At 47.4% G+C, this 16,691-nt stretch carries 14 protein-coding genes; 4 read left to right on the forward strand and 10 right to left on the reverse strand.

The genetic code is table 11. The features are described from left to right. Nucleotides 1-45: 45 nt before the first annotated feature. The gene (locus NST38_RS20600; RefSeq protein WP_076250871.1) at nt 46-2,904 is read right to left on the reverse strand and encodes a calcium-translocating P-type ATPase, SERCA-type; all 2,859 of its coding nucleotides are present in this window, start codon (nt 2,902-2,904) and stop codon (nt 46-48) included. A 356-nt stretch (nt 2,905-3,260) separates the two neighbouring features. Between NST38_RS20600 and NST38_RS20605 the strand changes: the two genes are divergently transcribed. Both NST38_RS20605 and NST38_RS20610 read left to right on the forward strand, forming a co-directional pair. Then, nucleotides 3,261-5,033: an Rqc2 family fibronectin-binding protein gene (locus NST38_RS20605; RefSeq protein WP_076250869.1), complete on the forward strand. Its 1,773-nt coding sequence runs from the start codon at nt 3,261-3,263 to the stop codon at nt 5,031-5,033. A 409-nt stretch (nt 5,034-5,442) separates the two neighbouring features. Then, nucleotides 5,443-5,889, forward strand: a complete 447-nt coding sequence (locus tag NST38_RS20610; protein ID WP_076328033.1) for a GNAT family N-acetyltransferase — start codon at nt 5,443-5,445, stop codon at nt 5,887-5,889. A 143-nt stretch (nt 5,890-6,032) separates the two neighbouring features. Here the strand turns inward: NST38_RS20610 and NST38_RS20615 are convergent, their stop codons facing one another. The 8 genes from NST38_RS20615 to NST38_RS20650 form a co-directional block, all read right to left on the reverse strand. Then, on the reverse strand, nt 6,033-6,902 hold the full coding sequence (locus NST38_RS20615; protein ID WP_076250865.1) for a PHP domain-containing protein: 870 nt from the start codon (nt 6,900-6,902) through the stop codon (nt 6,033-6,035). A 67-nt stretch (nt 6,903-6,969) separates the two neighbouring features. Beyond that, nucleotides 6,970-7,893, reverse strand: a complete 924-nt coding sequence (locus tag NST38_RS20620; RefSeq protein WP_036614641.1) for a selenium metabolism-associated LysR family transcriptional regulator — start codon at nt 7,891-7,893, stop codon at nt 6,970-6,972. 132 nt (nt 7,894-8,025) lie between these two features. Beyond that, entirely contained in the window at nt 8,026-8,463 is a 438-nt protein-coding gene (locus NST38_RS20625) for a hypothetical protein (RefSeq protein ID WP_017687436.1), read from the reverse strand. A 165-nt stretch (nt 8,464-8,628) separates the two neighbouring features. Beyond that, nucleotides 8,629-8,892 carry a YlbG family protein gene (locus NST38_RS20630; RefSeq protein ID WP_076251211.1) on the reverse strand — a complete coding sequence of 88 codons (264 nt, stop codon included), beginning with the start codon at nt 8,890-8,892 and terminating at the stop codon, nt 8,629-8,631. Between the two features lie 30 nt (nt 8,893-8,922). Beyond that, on the reverse strand, nt 8,923-9,360 hold the full coding sequence (locus NST38_RS20635; RefSeq protein ID WP_036614642.1) for a YlbF family regulator: 438 nt from the start codon (nt 9,358-9,360) through the stop codon (nt 8,923-8,925). Between the two features lie 152 nt (nt 9,361-9,512). After that, nucleotides 9,513-11,231 carry a helicase-associated domain-containing protein gene (locus NST38_RS20640; RefSeq protein ID WP_076250863.1) on the reverse strand — a complete coding sequence of 573 codons (1,719 nt, stop codon included), beginning with the start codon at nt 11,229-11,231 and terminating at the stop codon, nt 9,513-9,515. 36 nt (nt 11,232-11,267) lie between these two features. Next, complete coding sequence (locus NST38_RS20645; protein ID WP_083684415.1) at nt 11,268-12,962, reverse strand: DNA repair helicase XPB; 1,695 nt, start codon at nt 12,960-12,962, stop codon at nt 11,268-11,270. Nucleotides 12,963-13,155: 193 nt separating this feature from the next. Beyond that, a complete protein-coding gene (locus NST38_RS20650) occupies nt 13,156-14,325 on the reverse strand; it encodes a M20 family metallopeptidase (RefSeq protein WP_076250861.1) in 1,170 nt (389 codons plus the stop codon). 210 nt (nt 14,326-14,535) lie between these two features. On the opposite strand from NST38_RS20650, the gene NST38_RS20655 reads away from it, so the two are divergent. Next, the gene (locus NST38_RS20655; RefSeq protein ID WP_074095774.1) at nt 14,536-14,883 is read left to right on the forward strand and encodes a YugN family protein; all 348 of its coding nucleotides are present in this window, start codon (nt 14,536-14,538) and stop codon (nt 14,881-14,883) included. Between the two features lie 13 nt (nt 14,884-14,896). Then, nucleotides 14,897-16,186 (forward strand): putative lipid II flippase FtsW, encoded by a 1,290-nt coding sequence (gene ftsW, locus NST38_RS20660; protein WP_036614653.1) that lies wholly within the window; start codon nt 14,897-14,899, stop codon nt 16,184-16,186. A 128-nt stretch (nt 16,187-16,314) separates the two neighbouring features. Here the strand turns inward: ftsW and NST38_RS20665 are convergent, their stop codons facing one another. Next, nucleotides 16,315-16,677 carry an Asp23/Gls24 family envelope stress response protein gene (locus NST38_RS20665; RefSeq protein ID WP_017687428.1) on the reverse strand — a complete coding sequence of 121 codons (363 nt, stop codon included), beginning with the start codon at nt 16,675-16,677 and terminating at the stop codon, nt 16,315-16,317. Between the last annotated feature and the right edge of the window lie 14 nt (nt 16,678-16,691).

Here is a 16,691-nt window from a genome sequence, read left to right on the forward strand (position 1 = left end):
TTTTGAGGATAGCATACCGAAATAGGTAAGGAAAAGGTATTGATTTTATGCCGAAAACTTTGTACTTTTCGGTACGAAGCGGCCAGTACCACCCATACGGCGGCGGTTACGACGACCACCCCAGACGCTGCCTGCGCCCATAAGGAACGTTGGAATGCCTGCAGCAACGATACAGAGCGCCCATTCACGCAATCCCAGAGGTACGGTTTTGAAGATCGGCTGCAATGGTTCAACGTACATGACAACCAGCATCAGTACAACCGATGAAATCACCGCAAGAACCAGATATTTGTTCTGTAAAGGATTCCGGTGGAAGATGGACCGCGAACTACGGCAATCAAAGACATGAATGAGTTGCGCCAAAACGAGTGTAGCAAAAGCCACAGACTGTGCCTTGATCAGTTGACCCGGATTATCCGGCGCAGCCTGAAGGGTAAGCCAGAACGCTCCGAGTGTGCATAATCCAATCAACACACCACGACTGACGATTTTCCAACCCAGTCTGCGGGCAAAAATGTTTTCCTTGGCGCCACGGGGTTTGTGTTCCATCAGATCTTTCTCAGGCTGATCTACCCCCAGTGCCATTGCAGGCAAACCATCCGTAACGAGGTTAACCCACAGAATCTGAATAGGCACGAGTGGCAGCGGCAGGCCCATCATCATTGCAAAGAACATTGTCAATATTTCGCCCACGTTTGATGCCAGCAAATAACGGATAAACTTGCGAATGTTCTCATAAATATTACGGCCTTCTTCAATGGCAGCCACAATGGTTGAGAAGTTATCATCACTCAGAATCAGCGCCGAAGCTTCCTTCGTGACATCTGTACCCGTAATGCCCATCGCGATCCCGATGTCTGCCGCTTTAATAGCTGGAGCATCATTGACTCCATCACCCGTCATGGCGACGACATGCCCTTTGCGCTGTAACGATTTTACGATCCGAAGCTTGTGTTCAGGACTTACCCTTGAGAAAACATATATGCCCTCTACCTGTTTATCCAGTTGATCGTCTGTCATGCCTGCCAGCTGCTGACCACTTAAGGAGGCACCTCCACGAGGAAGAATCCCGAGTTGATGAGCAATGGCTTCTGCCGTTGTTCCATGATCACCTGTGATCATGACAGTTCGTATCCCCGCCTTGCGGCATGTGGCAATCGCATCTCGCACTTCACGACGCGGCGGATCAATCATACCTGCAAGTCCTACGAAAACTAGCTGACTTTCGGCGGCGTGTTCGTCAGCCACTTTTTCTTCCGGCCGCACTTCACGGTAGGCCATTCCGAGGACACGTAGTGCTGCTCCGGCCATGCTCTCATTTGCTGCCATCACTTTCTGGCGCAGTGTCCCAGTGAAAGGCACGACCTTGCCTTCCCACAAAATATAACTGCAGTGTCCGATCAACACATCCGGTGCACCTTTGGTATAGATCATTCGGCCCCCCTGATGATGAACCAGGACCGACATGCGTTTTCGCTCCGAATCAAACGGGAATTCCTGCTGGCGGGCATACAACTCTTTGAGTCCGGCAGGAGTAAGCCCCATTTTGGAGGCCAGTGTGACGAGTGCCCCTTCCGTCGGATCGCCTTTCAGCTCCCAGAATACATTATCTCGTTGAACGGTTTCTTCTTGGAGGTCACCTTTTTTCGTGTTTTTCTTGCTTTCCTTTTTGGTATCCTTGCCCTTTTTCTTGCTCCCCACCTCGCTTGCAGCACTTTCCACAATACTCGCATTGTTGCAAAGCGCGCTGATCTGAAGCATTCTGCGCAGGGACTGGTCGCTCTTCAGTTCCACCGTACGACCGTTCTCCAGCATCTGCCCTTCAGGTGCATAACCATCCCCGGTAACCTTGATGTTACGTCCCTCCAACCACACATCCGTTACCGTCATCTTGTTCTGGGTGAGCGTGCCAGTCTTATCCGAACAGATTACGGATGCACAGCCCAGAGTTTCGACAGAAGGCAGTTTGCGTACAATGGCTTTACGTTTGATCATACGCTGCACGCCTAGTGCGAGTGCAATGGTTACAATGGCCGGCAGGCCCTCCGGTATGGCAGCCACCGCGAGGCTGACCCCTGCCAGAAACATGCCAACGGCTGGTTGTCCGTGCAATATACCTGCGACGACAACCATAATGGTTAATCCCAATGCGACAAAAATCAGAATTTTGCCCAATTGCTCCAGCCTGTGCTGTAACGGTGTTTCTTGCTCCTCCGTATTTTGGATCAGATCGGCGATTTTGCCCATCTCCGTCTCCATCCCAGTACGAATGACTACACCTTTAGCTGTGCCACGAGTGACCATGGTACCCATAAAACCAATATTCTTCTGATCACCCAGCGGAACGTCCTCGTCCGCAATCGGAAGGCAATGTTTGCTTACAGGAACCGATTCCCCGGTAAGTGCCGATTCCTCGACATCCAGACTGTTCGTTTGCAGCCAGCGCACATCAGCGGGTATGCGGTCCCCACTCTCCACCATGATAATATCCCCGGGGACAAGTTGTTTGGCGGCAAGGTGTACTTCCTGGCCTGAACGAAGCACTTTGGCAAGAGGTGCAGACAACTGTTTCAATGCACGAAGAGATCGTTCAGCCCGGAATTCCTGTACAAACCCCAGAATCGCATTCAGTACGATAATAGCCACAATCGTTACCGCATCCAGATACTCACCCAGTAATCCGGATACCAACGTTGCTCCCATCAACACCAGCACCATAAAATCCTTGAACTGATTCAAGAGCAATGTAATTGGAGAAATGCGTTTCCCCTCGCTCAGCTCATTCGAACCGACCACTTTCCTCTTCTCTGCTACAGCTTCATCCGTCAATCCTTCCTGCGGGCTGACGCCAAGAGTGTTACGAAGCTCTTCATCACTAAGTTGATGCCACTTGGTATGTTCCATGCTTCAAGTTTCCCTCCCAGTCTGTATTTCATCTGCAAAATAAGCTCACATGACTCACCGGCGCGCTGGTCGACAGGCTGTACACTATGCCGGACAAACTACCTGCTCTATATGTATTCGGACAGGTCTGTGATTAGCACCCGGAAGGTGAATCCTTTCCCTGATGGACAGAATAGGCTAAAATAAAAGTCTGCGATGTTCTGCGCAGTACCAATTCCATTGTTCAACAGGCAAGCAACGAAGAATCTGTAGCCAGTCCTTGTTTTTTTACATACCTGGTTGCACGTTTCAGTTATATAGATGAAGCATTTGGCATGATAAATGCAGATGCTCGATAGAGAGAGGAAGTGGAAAAAATGGCATTGGACGGCATTGTGACACGGGCCATTGTTCATGAACTGCAAGGCTGCATTGGTGGACGTATCAGCAAAATCCATCAGCCGAATGGCCATGACGTAGTTCTCACCCTGCGTGCTCAGCGCGGAAATAGTAAATTGCTTGTTTCGGCAAGCCCAACCTATCCCCGTGTGCATTATACGGAAAAGACATTCCTTAACCCTACGGAAGCACCCATGTTCTGCATGTTGCTCCGCAAGCACTGTGAAGGTGCAATCATTGAGGAGATCCGTCAGATTGGCATGGAGCGTATTATCCACATCAATGTGCGCCAGCGCGACGAACTGGGGGATGTTTCGGTTAAACGGATCATCATTGAATTGATGGGGCGTCACAGTAATATTATTTTGCTTGATCCCGTTACAGGAACGATTCTGGATGGCATTCATCATGTGACTCCGTCCATCAGTAGCTACCGGGTAATCATGCCTGGATTCGCGTATACTGCCCCACCCGAGCAACATAAAAGTAATCCGCTCGAAGTGAGTCGTACAGCATTCGAGGACAGCTATCATGCCGCTGAAGAAGAGGCATCACGCTGGCTTGTGAACTCCTTTAGCGGTCTTAGCCCGTTAATTGCGGGAGAGATTGCTACCCGTGGGATTGCTGCTGAAGGCACCGTGAGCACTCAGACTGTGGTGGAGGGTGAGAGCCGAGTTGAGGCTGGTGCACTCTGGAACGCTTTTGAAGCCGTGATGGGACCTGTCAGAGATCATATCTACACACCTGTAACCGGAATGAACGCCAAAGGCAAAATGATTTTCTCAGCCGTTCATCTTCAGAGCATTCAGGATTTGGAGAAAACCTATGACACGATGAGCAAGTGCATGGAAGATTATTACGGAGATAAGGCTGAACGAGACACGGTTAAACAGAGAGTAAGTGATCTGCTCCGTTTTCTGCAGAATGAGCGAAGCAAAAACATCAAAAAGCTGGACAACCTGAACAAGGATCTACTGGAAGCGGATGATGCGGACAAGTTCAGACTATGGGGTGAGTTGCTGTTTGCCTCCCTGCATCTGGTTCACAAAGGGGACAAGAGCGTGGAGCTTGTGAACTTCTACGATGAAGACCAAGCCAACATTACCATTCAGCTTGATCCACTGCTTACACCATCTGACAACGCACAACGTTATTTCAAGCGGTATAACAAATACAAGAACAGTCTGGCTGTCATTCATGAGCAGCTTGGCAAAACCAAAGACGAGATTGACTACCTCGATAACCTGTTACAGCAGCTCTCCATTGCATCGATGAACGATATTGAGGAAATACGGGACGAGCTTGTACAGCAAGGATACCTTCGTGACCGTAATAAAAAGGGTAAAAAGAAGAAGAAAAGTGACCGTCCAACCGTACACCAGTTCACCTCCTCGGAGGGAATTGATATTCTTGTGGGCAAAAACAACCTGCAGAATGAGTACGTGACCAACCGTCTCGCTTCTTCCAACGACACCTGGTTGCATACCAAAGACATTCCAGGTTCACATGTCGTTATTCGCAGTACGGACTTTGGTGAAGCTACATTGGAAGAAGCAGCACAGCTTGCTGCCTATTTCAGCCAGGCCAAGGAGTCCAGCAGTGTGCCTGTGGATTACACGTTTATCCGTCATGTGCGCAAACCAAGTGGTGCGAAGCCTGGTTTTGTGATCTATGATCATCAGAAGACCTTGTTTGTCACGCCAAATGATGAATTGATCAAGAGTCTGCCATCCACCATTAAAAATGGATAGTAAGTTGAACTAAAGATTATTTACACTGACACTACGATGACAGAACAACCTTCCAATTGCTGTTATCCCCAGATTTTTCTGATCCCCTTTTTCAAGGGTAAATCCGGGGATAAAGGCGAAGCTTATGCTTCCGAAGTAGCTTTCTTGCAGAAAGCTTTTAGCTCCGCTTTTTCAGGTTTTTTCTGTCCTCTCCGTTATCGTATAAATGATTAGTTCAACTTATATAGATGTAACAGTAACAATAGAAAAATCCCCTGACCATTAACGGTTCAGGGGATTTTTGTTATTGCATTAGTTGTTTGAATGCTGGTTGAAGCCAACCTATTTATCATTTTATTGAATATTAATTCATTTATATGTATAATAATTCAATTCTAAGAAATATAAATTACTGTTAAGGAAGTGTACCATGACCATACATATCAGAGAAACTCAACCTGATGATCTGAAACCCTTGATGGCATTAATGCATGACTATGTGGTGGGATTCTACAACAACCCCTGGCCTGGTGATCAATCCATCCAGCTTTTGATCAACAACCTGCTTAATCAGAAGATCGGTGCTCAATTTGTGGCAGTAGAGGACGGGAAGCTTATCGGATTTTCTACCCTGTTCTTTACATACAGCACGATGAAAGCAGAGCGTGTCGCCATTATGAACGACCTATTTGTTACGGAAACATTTAGAGAGGGCGAAGCAGAAGCTAAATTATTTGCACACTGTCAGCAATATACGCGGGACCATGGATGTGCATATATGTCTTGGATCACAGCAGTGACCAATGAGCGGGCACAGCAATTATTCGAACGTCTTGGGGCTACACGTGGCGCTTGGGTAAACTATTCCATTACATAGACTATTTTCAGAACAAAAAAAGGGACATGCAAACATGAAGGTTCAGCCTTATCATGCTTGCATGTCTCTTACTCCTTCGATCTTAAAATGTATCCAGTAACACAGTATTTATTATAGTCAGATAGAGCGTTGCAACGTCTCGCTTACTCTCCCCTTTGCTGTGAAGCAGCTGCCTTCAGCCTTTCCAACACATCAACCGTTACGGTCTTGCTACCAAGATCCCCGTGGAAAACAACACCTTGCCGTTTACCATGATAATCAGATCCACCTGTTTCAATGAGGTCGTATTCCTTGGCCAGCTTACCATACCTGCGTTCCTCTTCTGGGCCATGGTCCGAATGAAACACCTCAATGCCATCCGGAAGGGCGTCTTCAATGATGCGACGTACCAATTCATCATCATTATAGAGACCCGGATGGGCAATCACAGCGGCTCCACCTGCGGCTCTAATCCACTCACACGCATCCTCTGGTGCAACTCGGGGTACAGACACGAAGCCAGGCTTGCCTTCAGCAAGATATCGATCGAATGCATCCCGCATGTCGACAGCATATCTCTTCTTCACCAGCACATCGGCCATATGAGGTCTGCCAATACTCTCATCCGGCTCTAACGGGCGTCCCAGCTCATCCAGTACCTCCTGCCAGCTTATATCAAGCCCGAGTTCCTGCAGCTTGGCGATAATCAGATGATTCCGCTCATCTCGCGCTTCTCGTAATCCGGCCAACCGTTGCAGGAATATCTCATCCTCCGTATTAACGTAATAGCCCAGCACATGAATATCTTTCCCACCAGCCCGAGTGCTGATCTCCACTCCGGCAACAACATCAATATCGTACTCTTTTCCCGCTTGCTGTGCTTCCGCTACACCAGCTACTGTATCATGGTCCGTTAGGGCAACCGCAGATAGCCCTTTTTGTTTGGCAAGCTTCACATTATCAGCAGGTGGCTGCATTCCATCGGAAGCCTGACTATGCGTATGAAGATCACAGCGTCCTTGGCACTGATCCATGATCAACAGCTCCTTTGTTTAAAATTGATTATGATTCAATCTTATCTACCATTGATGTTGCCAACTATTATGCCTTCCCCGTCTTATGTACCGACTTAGGCTGCTCCTGCTGACGCAGATAATTCAGGAAAGCGACTGCTGACAGGGGCAACAAGGACGATTTTAGATGGATGGCATAGAACTGCCTTTTGAATTCGAGTCCGCGGATATCCACAATATGAACAAGTCCCAGAGCCAGTTCATGCTGCACCGAAGAAGGAGATAACATCGTAATACCTACCCCTGCCTCCACGGCCGATTTTACCGCTCCTGTACTGCCAAGTTCCATCACCACATTCATATCCTGTGGATCAATCTTTTTCTTTTGCAATTGGTCTTCCATCACCTGACGAGTACCCGAGCCCTTCTCACGCAGCACAAAAGGATAATTCATTACATCCTCAATATTCACTTTGCTACGCTTAGCCAAATCATGTCCGGCAGGTACAATCAGTTTCAGCTCGTCCTGCATGACAGGCTCCACAATCATGTCCGGGTGGTGCACTGGCGCTTCAATCAGACCAAAATTAAGCTGGTGCTTCAATATATCATCCATAATTTGCGTTGTATTCATCACTTTCATGACAATTGAAATATCGGGATACTGAAGTGCAAATGGTCCGAGCATGCGTGGAAGCACATATTCCCCGATCGTTAAGCTGGCTCCCAGCTGGAGTCGGCCCTGTAACATCTGGGTAAACGCCGACATCGCTTCGTCCGTCTGTCTGACCAGCTCTACACTCCGTTTCGCATGAGGTAATAAAGTCCGGCCAGCCTCGGATAATTCTATTTTTTTGGTGGAACGATGCAGTAACTTGGTGCCAAAATAGTCCTCCAATGATTGAATCTGCATCGTTACTGCCGGTTGAGTCATATGTAATGCTTGTGCAGCCGCCGAGAAACTCCCCTTCTCTGCTACCGTATAAAAAATATGCAATTGGTGAAAATTCATATCTTCGCCCCTCTTCGATTACACTCTCTACATTGTAGCCGATTTCTCGCTTGGCAACAAAAAAAGCATGCAGCTTGTCTGCATGCGATAATCCTTGAATCTATGATTTCAACATATTGAATCTACTCAGGCTTACTTATGCTTACGGCTATTTTTGACCAACGTCATTCTTCTTGAATGTCTTAACCATGAATAATATGACTTCAGGTCCCTTAATTCAATGGTCTCCGACATACGTCCCAGAAACGTAACTACAATCATTTTGTGCAGCGGATTGCCCGCAATATCATATTCTCCTTCAAGTTCGGAAAATTCGGCGACCACCACCAGATCCTCATCAATCAGGTAGACGTCCTGTTCATTACGGTAGTATGGTGTTATACGGTCCTGCTTCAGACACTCCCATAACCACGCCGCAATATGGTCATCATCACTACGTGCAGGCTCAATACGGTCTGCATACCGCATCTTGGCATGATGGGTAATGACGATGTCGGCCACTTTCTTGTCTCCAAGAGCCACGAAAAACGGCTCGTAGGTGCTCCAACGTTGCATCACCTTATCACGCATGGGAATCACTCTCCACCAGATAGGACTTTCTATCTATTTATTACCAAATATATTACAACATTAGTCCCGCAACCTCAAGGCGTAAGTTTAACTTTTTTTCACAATAGCCAATTTGTGTATAATTCAAGAAAAGAGCGACCCCAAAGGGTCCCTCCAGTTTCTCTTCTATATTCCGTAAAAGCTCGTTTTGTCCATCGTTTTGCTGGCATACTCGGTTTTGATCTCATTACGATACGAGCGTTCGATCTTGCGCACATAGGAAAGTCGCTTCACATTTTTCATCGTATCATCTGCCCGTTCTGCATTAACATACATGACTACATAATGCATACGGCGGGAGATATAATGCACGGTGCCATATTTTTCGAGATTACGGGCAGCCTTCAAATCACTGACCCAAATAATATATCCTGTCCTTTCCGCAAACATCATCGTTCCCCGCCCTTCTATAATGATTACTTAACTGCAACCACACTTGCCGCCACTACCGCAGCCGCCCTTCGGATTCGGGTCATTGCTCGGTACCTTAATGGTCGTTGACACTGCAAATGCAATGGTCTCTGACATCTGGAATAACATATCATCCAGGGACTTCTCTGCCTGTTTGAAGCGGATTACCGCCTCGAAATTTTCCAACTCCTGTTCCAGAGCCTTCACCTGGTCTTTTGCTGCATGATAATCCGGGTGAAAATGACCGAAACGCTGTGTTTCTTCAAACAATTCCTTCTTGGCATTCAGCTTCCGAATCCCCATCTGAATCTCAGGAGTAGTCTCGACTTGCTGCTTCCAATATAAATAATCCGATACTTCGGCAGATTGGTTAATCATGTCGCCCAGTTCATATGCGCCCGTTAACACTTGGGCCATATCGACCGTGTTCATTTCCGCTACGCTCATGAAATATTCATCCTATCTATATATAAAGTTCTACTTAACGTAGACTACCTCATCATAGCATATCCATGAATAGTTAAGAAGAGTTTTTCCTGCAATTAGAAATAGGGGGAACTCGAAAATTCGCCTTTCAACCTGATATTCACGTGAAATAGTCAGGTTATGACATCATCTGGCAGGATAAGACGCATTGTATCCCACTCTGACGGGGAGAATGTACGCCATTCCGTCTCTGGTGTATTTTCACTTGAATCCAACATGCACCAACCGCTTAAAGTCCATTGTTCATGACCCTCTACCTGATGTGGAATGAGGTATTGCGTACGATTTTCCTGTTGTATCCCCAGCTTGGTCTGCCACTCAATGGCTTTGGCAGCAATCTGTCGGGCGGTTGAACTATGATATCGACGCCACTCCCTGTACCAGGTCTCCGGTATCTCCTCAAATCCCAACAGAGAGAACTTCTTCTCAATGACAGATTGATCACGCTCCAACCCATGCAGAGAAGCAGGGACATCAACCAGACCTAGACTATCGGGAGTGTAGAAAGAAGAATATACACCGCTCAACATATCCTTTTCTAATAACTTCGGATCATATGCAGAGCCTGTACTTGCCTCCATTACCTTCATACTCCGATTTACAGTCAACGGTGCAGCATCCGTCTCCTTGCCCCAATCTGCTAACGCAATACGTACATTCTCTGGTATGCCTGTCAGCGCATATTGATCCAGACACTCTATCACTTCATGTAATTCATACCCTCTGGCTAAGGCCGAAATGAATCGCTCTCTTGTCATACGGTAGATGGACATTCGATCACGCGTCACCCGTTCTGCGCATTGCTCCAGCATCCAGATCACATCAGGCCCTGCTTCGGGCGGCACCAACATTTCGAAATCAGGCTGCATGTAAAATCCACACGGCTCCGCCTCACTTACCATCTCTTGTTCTCGATATAACAGGCTATGCGGTTCGATCAGCCAACGGAATGCCAGCGCTCCCGACTGATCTTCTCCTACTTCACCATAACCCCAGCCAGCCAGTGCGTATAGCCAGCCCCTGATCCGTGGTTTCAATTCCAAATTCTCTATATGGCACCATATGTTTTTTTCTGGAGCCAACACTGCCAATTGATAACGGAAATGCTGCAACGCGGGTTCAGCTTCTCCGTATCTTTCCATACACGCTTGATATATTTCCCGATGCATCTGTCTCCACGAGAGCTGCAACCATTTTTGTAATCGATGATCTACAATCTGAATTTGGCCACCTGACTTCTGAACGAGATTCAGACTGAGCAGTAGATCGAGAAGGATAGCTACGTGGGTCGGATACAAATCCGAATGATCATATCGGATGCCCAGACCTTCAAAGTCTGTCGAAGATAACACCGTGATCACACTTAATTTTTGAACACTTTTCTTATGTATAGTGCCCTTCCCTGTCAAAGGAAGTCCTTCTCTTTCAATCCACGCGATCAGATGAAGAAGTTCCGCAGCAGTATCCGGCTTTCCTTCCTGTAATACATGAGCATGCCGTGCCATCTGTTTAACGGTTATACCCACTCTTTGTGCGTAAGCAATCGTCAATGTCTCCATCAGCGAAGCAGGAATATAGAATAATCGCTCTCCCCAACTCTTATATACAGATTCAATCCATCTTTGCTGCCTAAGGCTGGCGAATGAAGAATTGGCTTCTGCGACACTGAGTCCTTCGATGGCCCACTGTTCTCGTGGCAGGAGGGAGGAAAAAGGCTGACCGGCATGTTTGTGAAAAATTGCACCAAGCACTTTTTGTTCCACCAAAGCAAGCTTTGACCATGAATCAAGGTTCAGTACCAACGGCTCATCTATTGGTTCAAATGAAGACATATCCCAATCCCTCCTCTTTTCGCGAGTATAAATGGACTATTCGTTCTCGTGCACAATGGCATATTCATATCCCTGCTCCACCAAGAACATCTGACGGTTTAATGCAAACTCCTGTTCCTTACTATCCTCTGATACCAACGCATAGAAATATGCTTTGTTTTCTCCAGCTTTTGGTCTCAGAATTCTTCCCAAACGCTGTGCCTCTTCCTGCCTTGACCCGAAACTTCCGGATATCTCAAGCGCAACAGCAGCATCAGGCAAATCCACAGCAAAATTGGCAACCTTGGATACCACAATTGTTTTAATCTCTCCACGTCGAAAAGCGGCAAACCACTTGATTCGCTCTTGCTGTGACATGTTACCCGAGATCAAAGGTGCTTCAATTTCCCGGGCAATCAACTCAAGTTGATCCAGATATTGTCCAATCACTAGCGCAGGCATATCCCGATGACGTTCCAGCAAACGCTTAACTACATGTACCTTCGCCGGATTCTCGGCAGCCAATCGAAATTGATGTTTAACCTCGGCTTGCAGATAATTTGATCTTAGTTCCGGGGAAAACGGAATACGTATCTCTTGACATTGTACATCAGCAATCCACCCTTGCTGCTCCAGTTGTTTCCACGGCATATCATAGAGCTTTGGACCAATCAACGAAAACACATCCTGTTCACAGCCATCCTCTCGAACCAAGGTGGCCGTCAATCCCAGCCTTCGCGTAGCTTGAATATCCGCAGTTGCACGAAACACTGGTGCTGGCAGCAAATGTACTTCATCATATATGATCAGCCCCCATTGCCGCTCACTGAGCAGTTTGATGTGGGTAAAATCAGCATCCTTTGATTTCCGGTGTGTAAGAATCTGATATGTAGCTACAGTCACAGGTTTCACCTGTTTTTTCTGACCGGAATACTCACCGATCTGTTCGCTGGTAATCGTGGTTTTGTCTTGAATTTCCTGAATCCACTGTCGCACAGACGTTGTATTGGACGTCAAAATAAGGCATTCACATTGAAGCCGCTCCAGCACGGCCATCCCAATGACCGTTTTTCCTGCCCCGCAAGGAAGTACGAGTAAACCGCTTCCTCCCATGCCCTCACTGCCTTCAAATGCATCCACAGCCTCTCTCTGGTAAGAACGCAACGCAAACCGCTCAGAGTGGTCCCCCGGATCATTAGACCGCCAATCAAATGAAAGCTTGGTTCCCTCCCGATATCCTACGTAATCAAGTACGGGGTAACCCAATCGTGTTAATTCCCTTTTTAATAACCCTCGCTGTTCTCCTGGGAGCAGAAGTTCATGAGCGTCCTTACGTTCCATGCGAAAGGCAGCTATTGTTTTCAATCCACTTAATTCATCCAGCAACCGCTCATCCTCACTGTAAAGACGCATTCTAGTGTGATCTGCTTCGGAATGCAGCTTTAATTTGCCATACTGATCCATGATTCTCCGAACATCCTGTATCAGTGCAGCAGGCACGTTCCAGCGGGATACCAGCTCCAAACTTGCGATGACCTGATCTGCATTCCATCCCAGCGCAGCCGCATTCCAGAGCGATAACGGAGTGATTCGGTAGGTATGAAACGCTGCTGGTGTCTTAACCAGTTCTGAATACATCCCAAGCTGCTCTCTTGCTCTTTCGAATCCGGGGTGGCCAACTTCCAGCAAAACTGTAAAATCTCGCTGAACGATACAAGCATCTGTGCTTACCATATGTTCTGTTCCTTCCATTTGGAGCCTTCCTCCTATCACAAAAAAGTCCAGTTCCGGCAGCTTCCGAAAATGAACCGCTACAATTTCGAGTTCAAAAAGTCTGATTTTCAGTACCGAAAAGTGGACTTTTGGAACAACCTCTAATAAAATCCACAAAAAAAACATCCTGCCCATACCTTGGTATGAACAGGATGCCCAACTGCATCTAAAGTCATTCTGCTGTGTAACCTTTGGCCATGGCGATAAATAATTTCACGGCCGTCTGCATCGCGTCTTCATCAAAATCAAACATCGGATGATGATGCGGATAGATCGCATTTTTATCTGGGTTGCCTGCTCCAACAAACATAAAGCACCCTGGAACCTTTTGCAGATAATACGCAAAATCTTCCGCTGGCATCAGCATCGGGGATGCTTGCACTCGTTCTGCCCCAAATAATTCTGTAGCCTCTCTGAAGAAACGTGCTGTCTCTTGTTCATCATTCACCACAGGCGGATATCCCATAATATATTTCACTTGCGTCTCTGCTCCGTAAGCTGCCCCTGTCTGGGCTACCATGGTAAGCACACGCTCTTTCATCCCGTTTCGGGTCTCTTCATCAAATGTTCTTACCGTACCGCTCATTTTGCATTGCTCTGCAATTACATTCTGAGCCGAGCCCGCCTGCATTGTACCAATGGTCAGCACCGCGGGTTGCAATGGATCAACCGAACGACTGACAACGGTCTGAAGCTGCATCACAAGCGCAGAACCCGCTATAAGACTATCTATCGTGGATTGTGGCATCCCGCCATGTCCACCTTTGCCTTTGATCTCAATGTAAAAATCGTCCGCCGCCGCCATCATCGGTCCTGCCTTACTGGCAACAACACCTACAGGCAGCGGGGTCCACAGATGAATGCCATATATGACATCCACGCCTTCAAGCGCACCATCCGCAATGACCTGGACTGCACCACCCGGAAGCAGTTCTTCTGCTGGCTGGAACAAAAAGCGAATCTCTCCTTGGATCTCCTGCTTGTGACGACTGAAATACAATGCCGTACCGAGCAAGATGGAGATATGACCATCGTGGCCGCATGCATGCATCGCTCCTGCTTGTTGTGATGCATACTCGATATTCTTTTCATCCTGAATTGGAAGTGCGTCCATATCAGCTCGCAGCATGACGACAGGACCCGGCTTGTCCCCACGAATGGTACCGATGACCCCGTGACCACCAACATGACGCCTCACTTCAACGCCAAAGCTCTCCAACATATCCGCTACAAAAGAGGATGTCTTCTCCTCATGAAAGGAAACCTCGGGATTGCGATGAAGATGACGCCGCCATTCCACCATGTGGATCTGCAGATCTTCCCACCATATATTATTAGTCATGTCTCTCCACCCTTTCAATCTTGAACGGGACTTGGATCAAGCCCGAACCTTCCTCTTCAAACCTATTGCTGTATATTGTAGCAGAATTGGAAGAAAACCGATACGAAACGCCTTCGGAAAGCTTGCACGGGAAGGGGAAACATACTATCATGAACTAGAGAAATACTCGAGAAATTATACTCGGAAGCTTATGAGGAGGATCAAACGCTTATGATTTTTGAGAATACAGGCTTGGATGGCTTGAAGAGCGACTTGGCATACCTGGATGAGAGCGCCGAGAAAGTCGGATTTGTCCGGTGGCAATGGGAATATTACCGTGCTACATATGACTACAAAATTGAAGATGAACAAACCAACTCAGAATACTTTGTACGCATTAATACCCGCGCTGTGGAAGGCAAATTGGAAAAACCGGATACCGTTCTTGCTGTGGAAGCAGTATACCTCGGCAAAGCCACTTTCCCTCACGGCCTGGATTATGACTCTTCCGTTCCGCAACCAGTCGTGAAGCTGGCAGCCGAAAAATTACAGCAGCTTAAAGAACTGCTGGAAGCATAGGCTGGGCCAAACGATGAAACAACAAACGGCCCAAACGAAAACGAAGAGAGGCACGCCGGATTTTCAACTGCTAATCCTCACTTTATTGTTGGTGGGCTTTGGACTGGTGATGGTATTCAGCTCCAGTTCCAGCATTGCAATCGCAAGCGATAAATTTAACAATGATGCCCTTTACTTCACGAAAAAACAACTTATGTGGGCGATTATCGGTCTATTTGGCATGTTTTTTGCCATGAATATCCGCTTCAACAAGTACAAAAAGCTCTATGCACCCTTTTTCCTGCTCACTACGGTCATGCTGGTGATTGTTTTGATCTCAGGTGCAGTATTGAACGGTGCACGAAGCTGGATTCACATTTTTGGTTTCAGTCTTCAGCCTGCAGAGTTCGCGAAAATTGCTATCATTCTCTATCTCTCTGCTCTTATTACCAAAAAAGGTGAGAAATTCAGGGTTTTCAAGACAGGGTACGTTCCCGTCCTGTTTATCGTTGGATTCATCGCAGGACTGATTATGCTGCAACCAGACTTCGGTACCACCTTCATTCTGGTGTCCACCTGTGGTCTCTTGATCTATGCCGGTGGAGCCAGTATGAAACATATCCTGGGTTCGATTCTCCTGGTTGTACTCGGTGGGGCACTGGCGTTCGGAGCGAATTCCCTGTTTTCTTCCATGTCTCCTTCCGACACAACGACTGCTACAACAGCAGTCACTGCGGAGCAGAACTACAAGATCGGACGTATTCAGGCTTTCCTTGATCCAATGTCCGATATTAATGGCGGAAGTCTTAACCTCTACCGTTCTCTTGTTGCCATTGGTGATGGCGGCATGACAGGTTCAGGGATTGGACAAGGTACGATGAAGCTGCACTATTTGCCAAACGCGTATAATGACTTTATTTTCTCCGTAATCGGGGAAGAACTCGGATTCATCGGAAGTGCCTTATTCCTGCTTGTTTACCTGTACTTCATCTGGCGCGGAATTATTGTCTCTCTCCGCTGTCCCGATCCATTCGGAACATTGGTCGGCATAGGTATCATGGGACTAATCGCGATTCAGGCATTTATCAACATCGGTGGTGTAACTCAAACCATTCCGGTGACGGGAGTTACGCTTCCGTTTATCAGTTATGGGGGTACCTCACTCTTTGTAATGATGGTTGCCATGGGCATTCTGCTCAGTATCTCACGTACTAACAATCTGGACGTGATCAAGGAAGAGAAAACGAAGTCCGTAACTGTACAGACACAGACTCGTACCTCTCCTGCTCTTCGTTCACGGGAGTCCATCCGTCGGATTCGATAAAAAACAACACAAAAAAGGCTGTGCACCTAATGGATGCGCAGCCTTTTTCTGTGTACTCGGTACAATTGTGTCTATCAAGATGAAGAACAGGTCAATATCGTTCTGTCCTCCATTGCGGAGTGCGATTTCTACAGATCGTCGCCTTTGAAAGATACGCCTTCTACCTTTACATTGACTTCAACCACGCGTAATCCGGTCATGGTCTCTACCGCTTCTCTTACATTCTGCTGAAGCATACGGGAAACTTCATGAATCGGGGTTTCGTACAGGACGATGATGCGCAGGTCAATGGCTGCTTCCAGCTGGCCGACCTCAACGCTCACGCCTTTCTGTACGTTTTTACCGCTGAGTCGCTTCGCCCAGCCCTCTGACAATCCTCCAGACATTGCGGCAATTCCGGGTGTTTCCATTGCAGCCATTCCGGCAATTTTTGCAACCACGTCATCGGCAATCCGGATGTTTCCGCTCTCCAGTTGAAGTTGTTCTGCCATGCCACATCCTCCTT

The organism is Paenibacillus sp. FSL H8-0104 (assembly GCF_038050215.1).
Classification (GTDB): domain Bacteria; phylum Bacillota; class Bacilli; order Paenibacillales; family Paenibacillaceae; genus Paenibacillus; species Paenibacillus amylolyticus.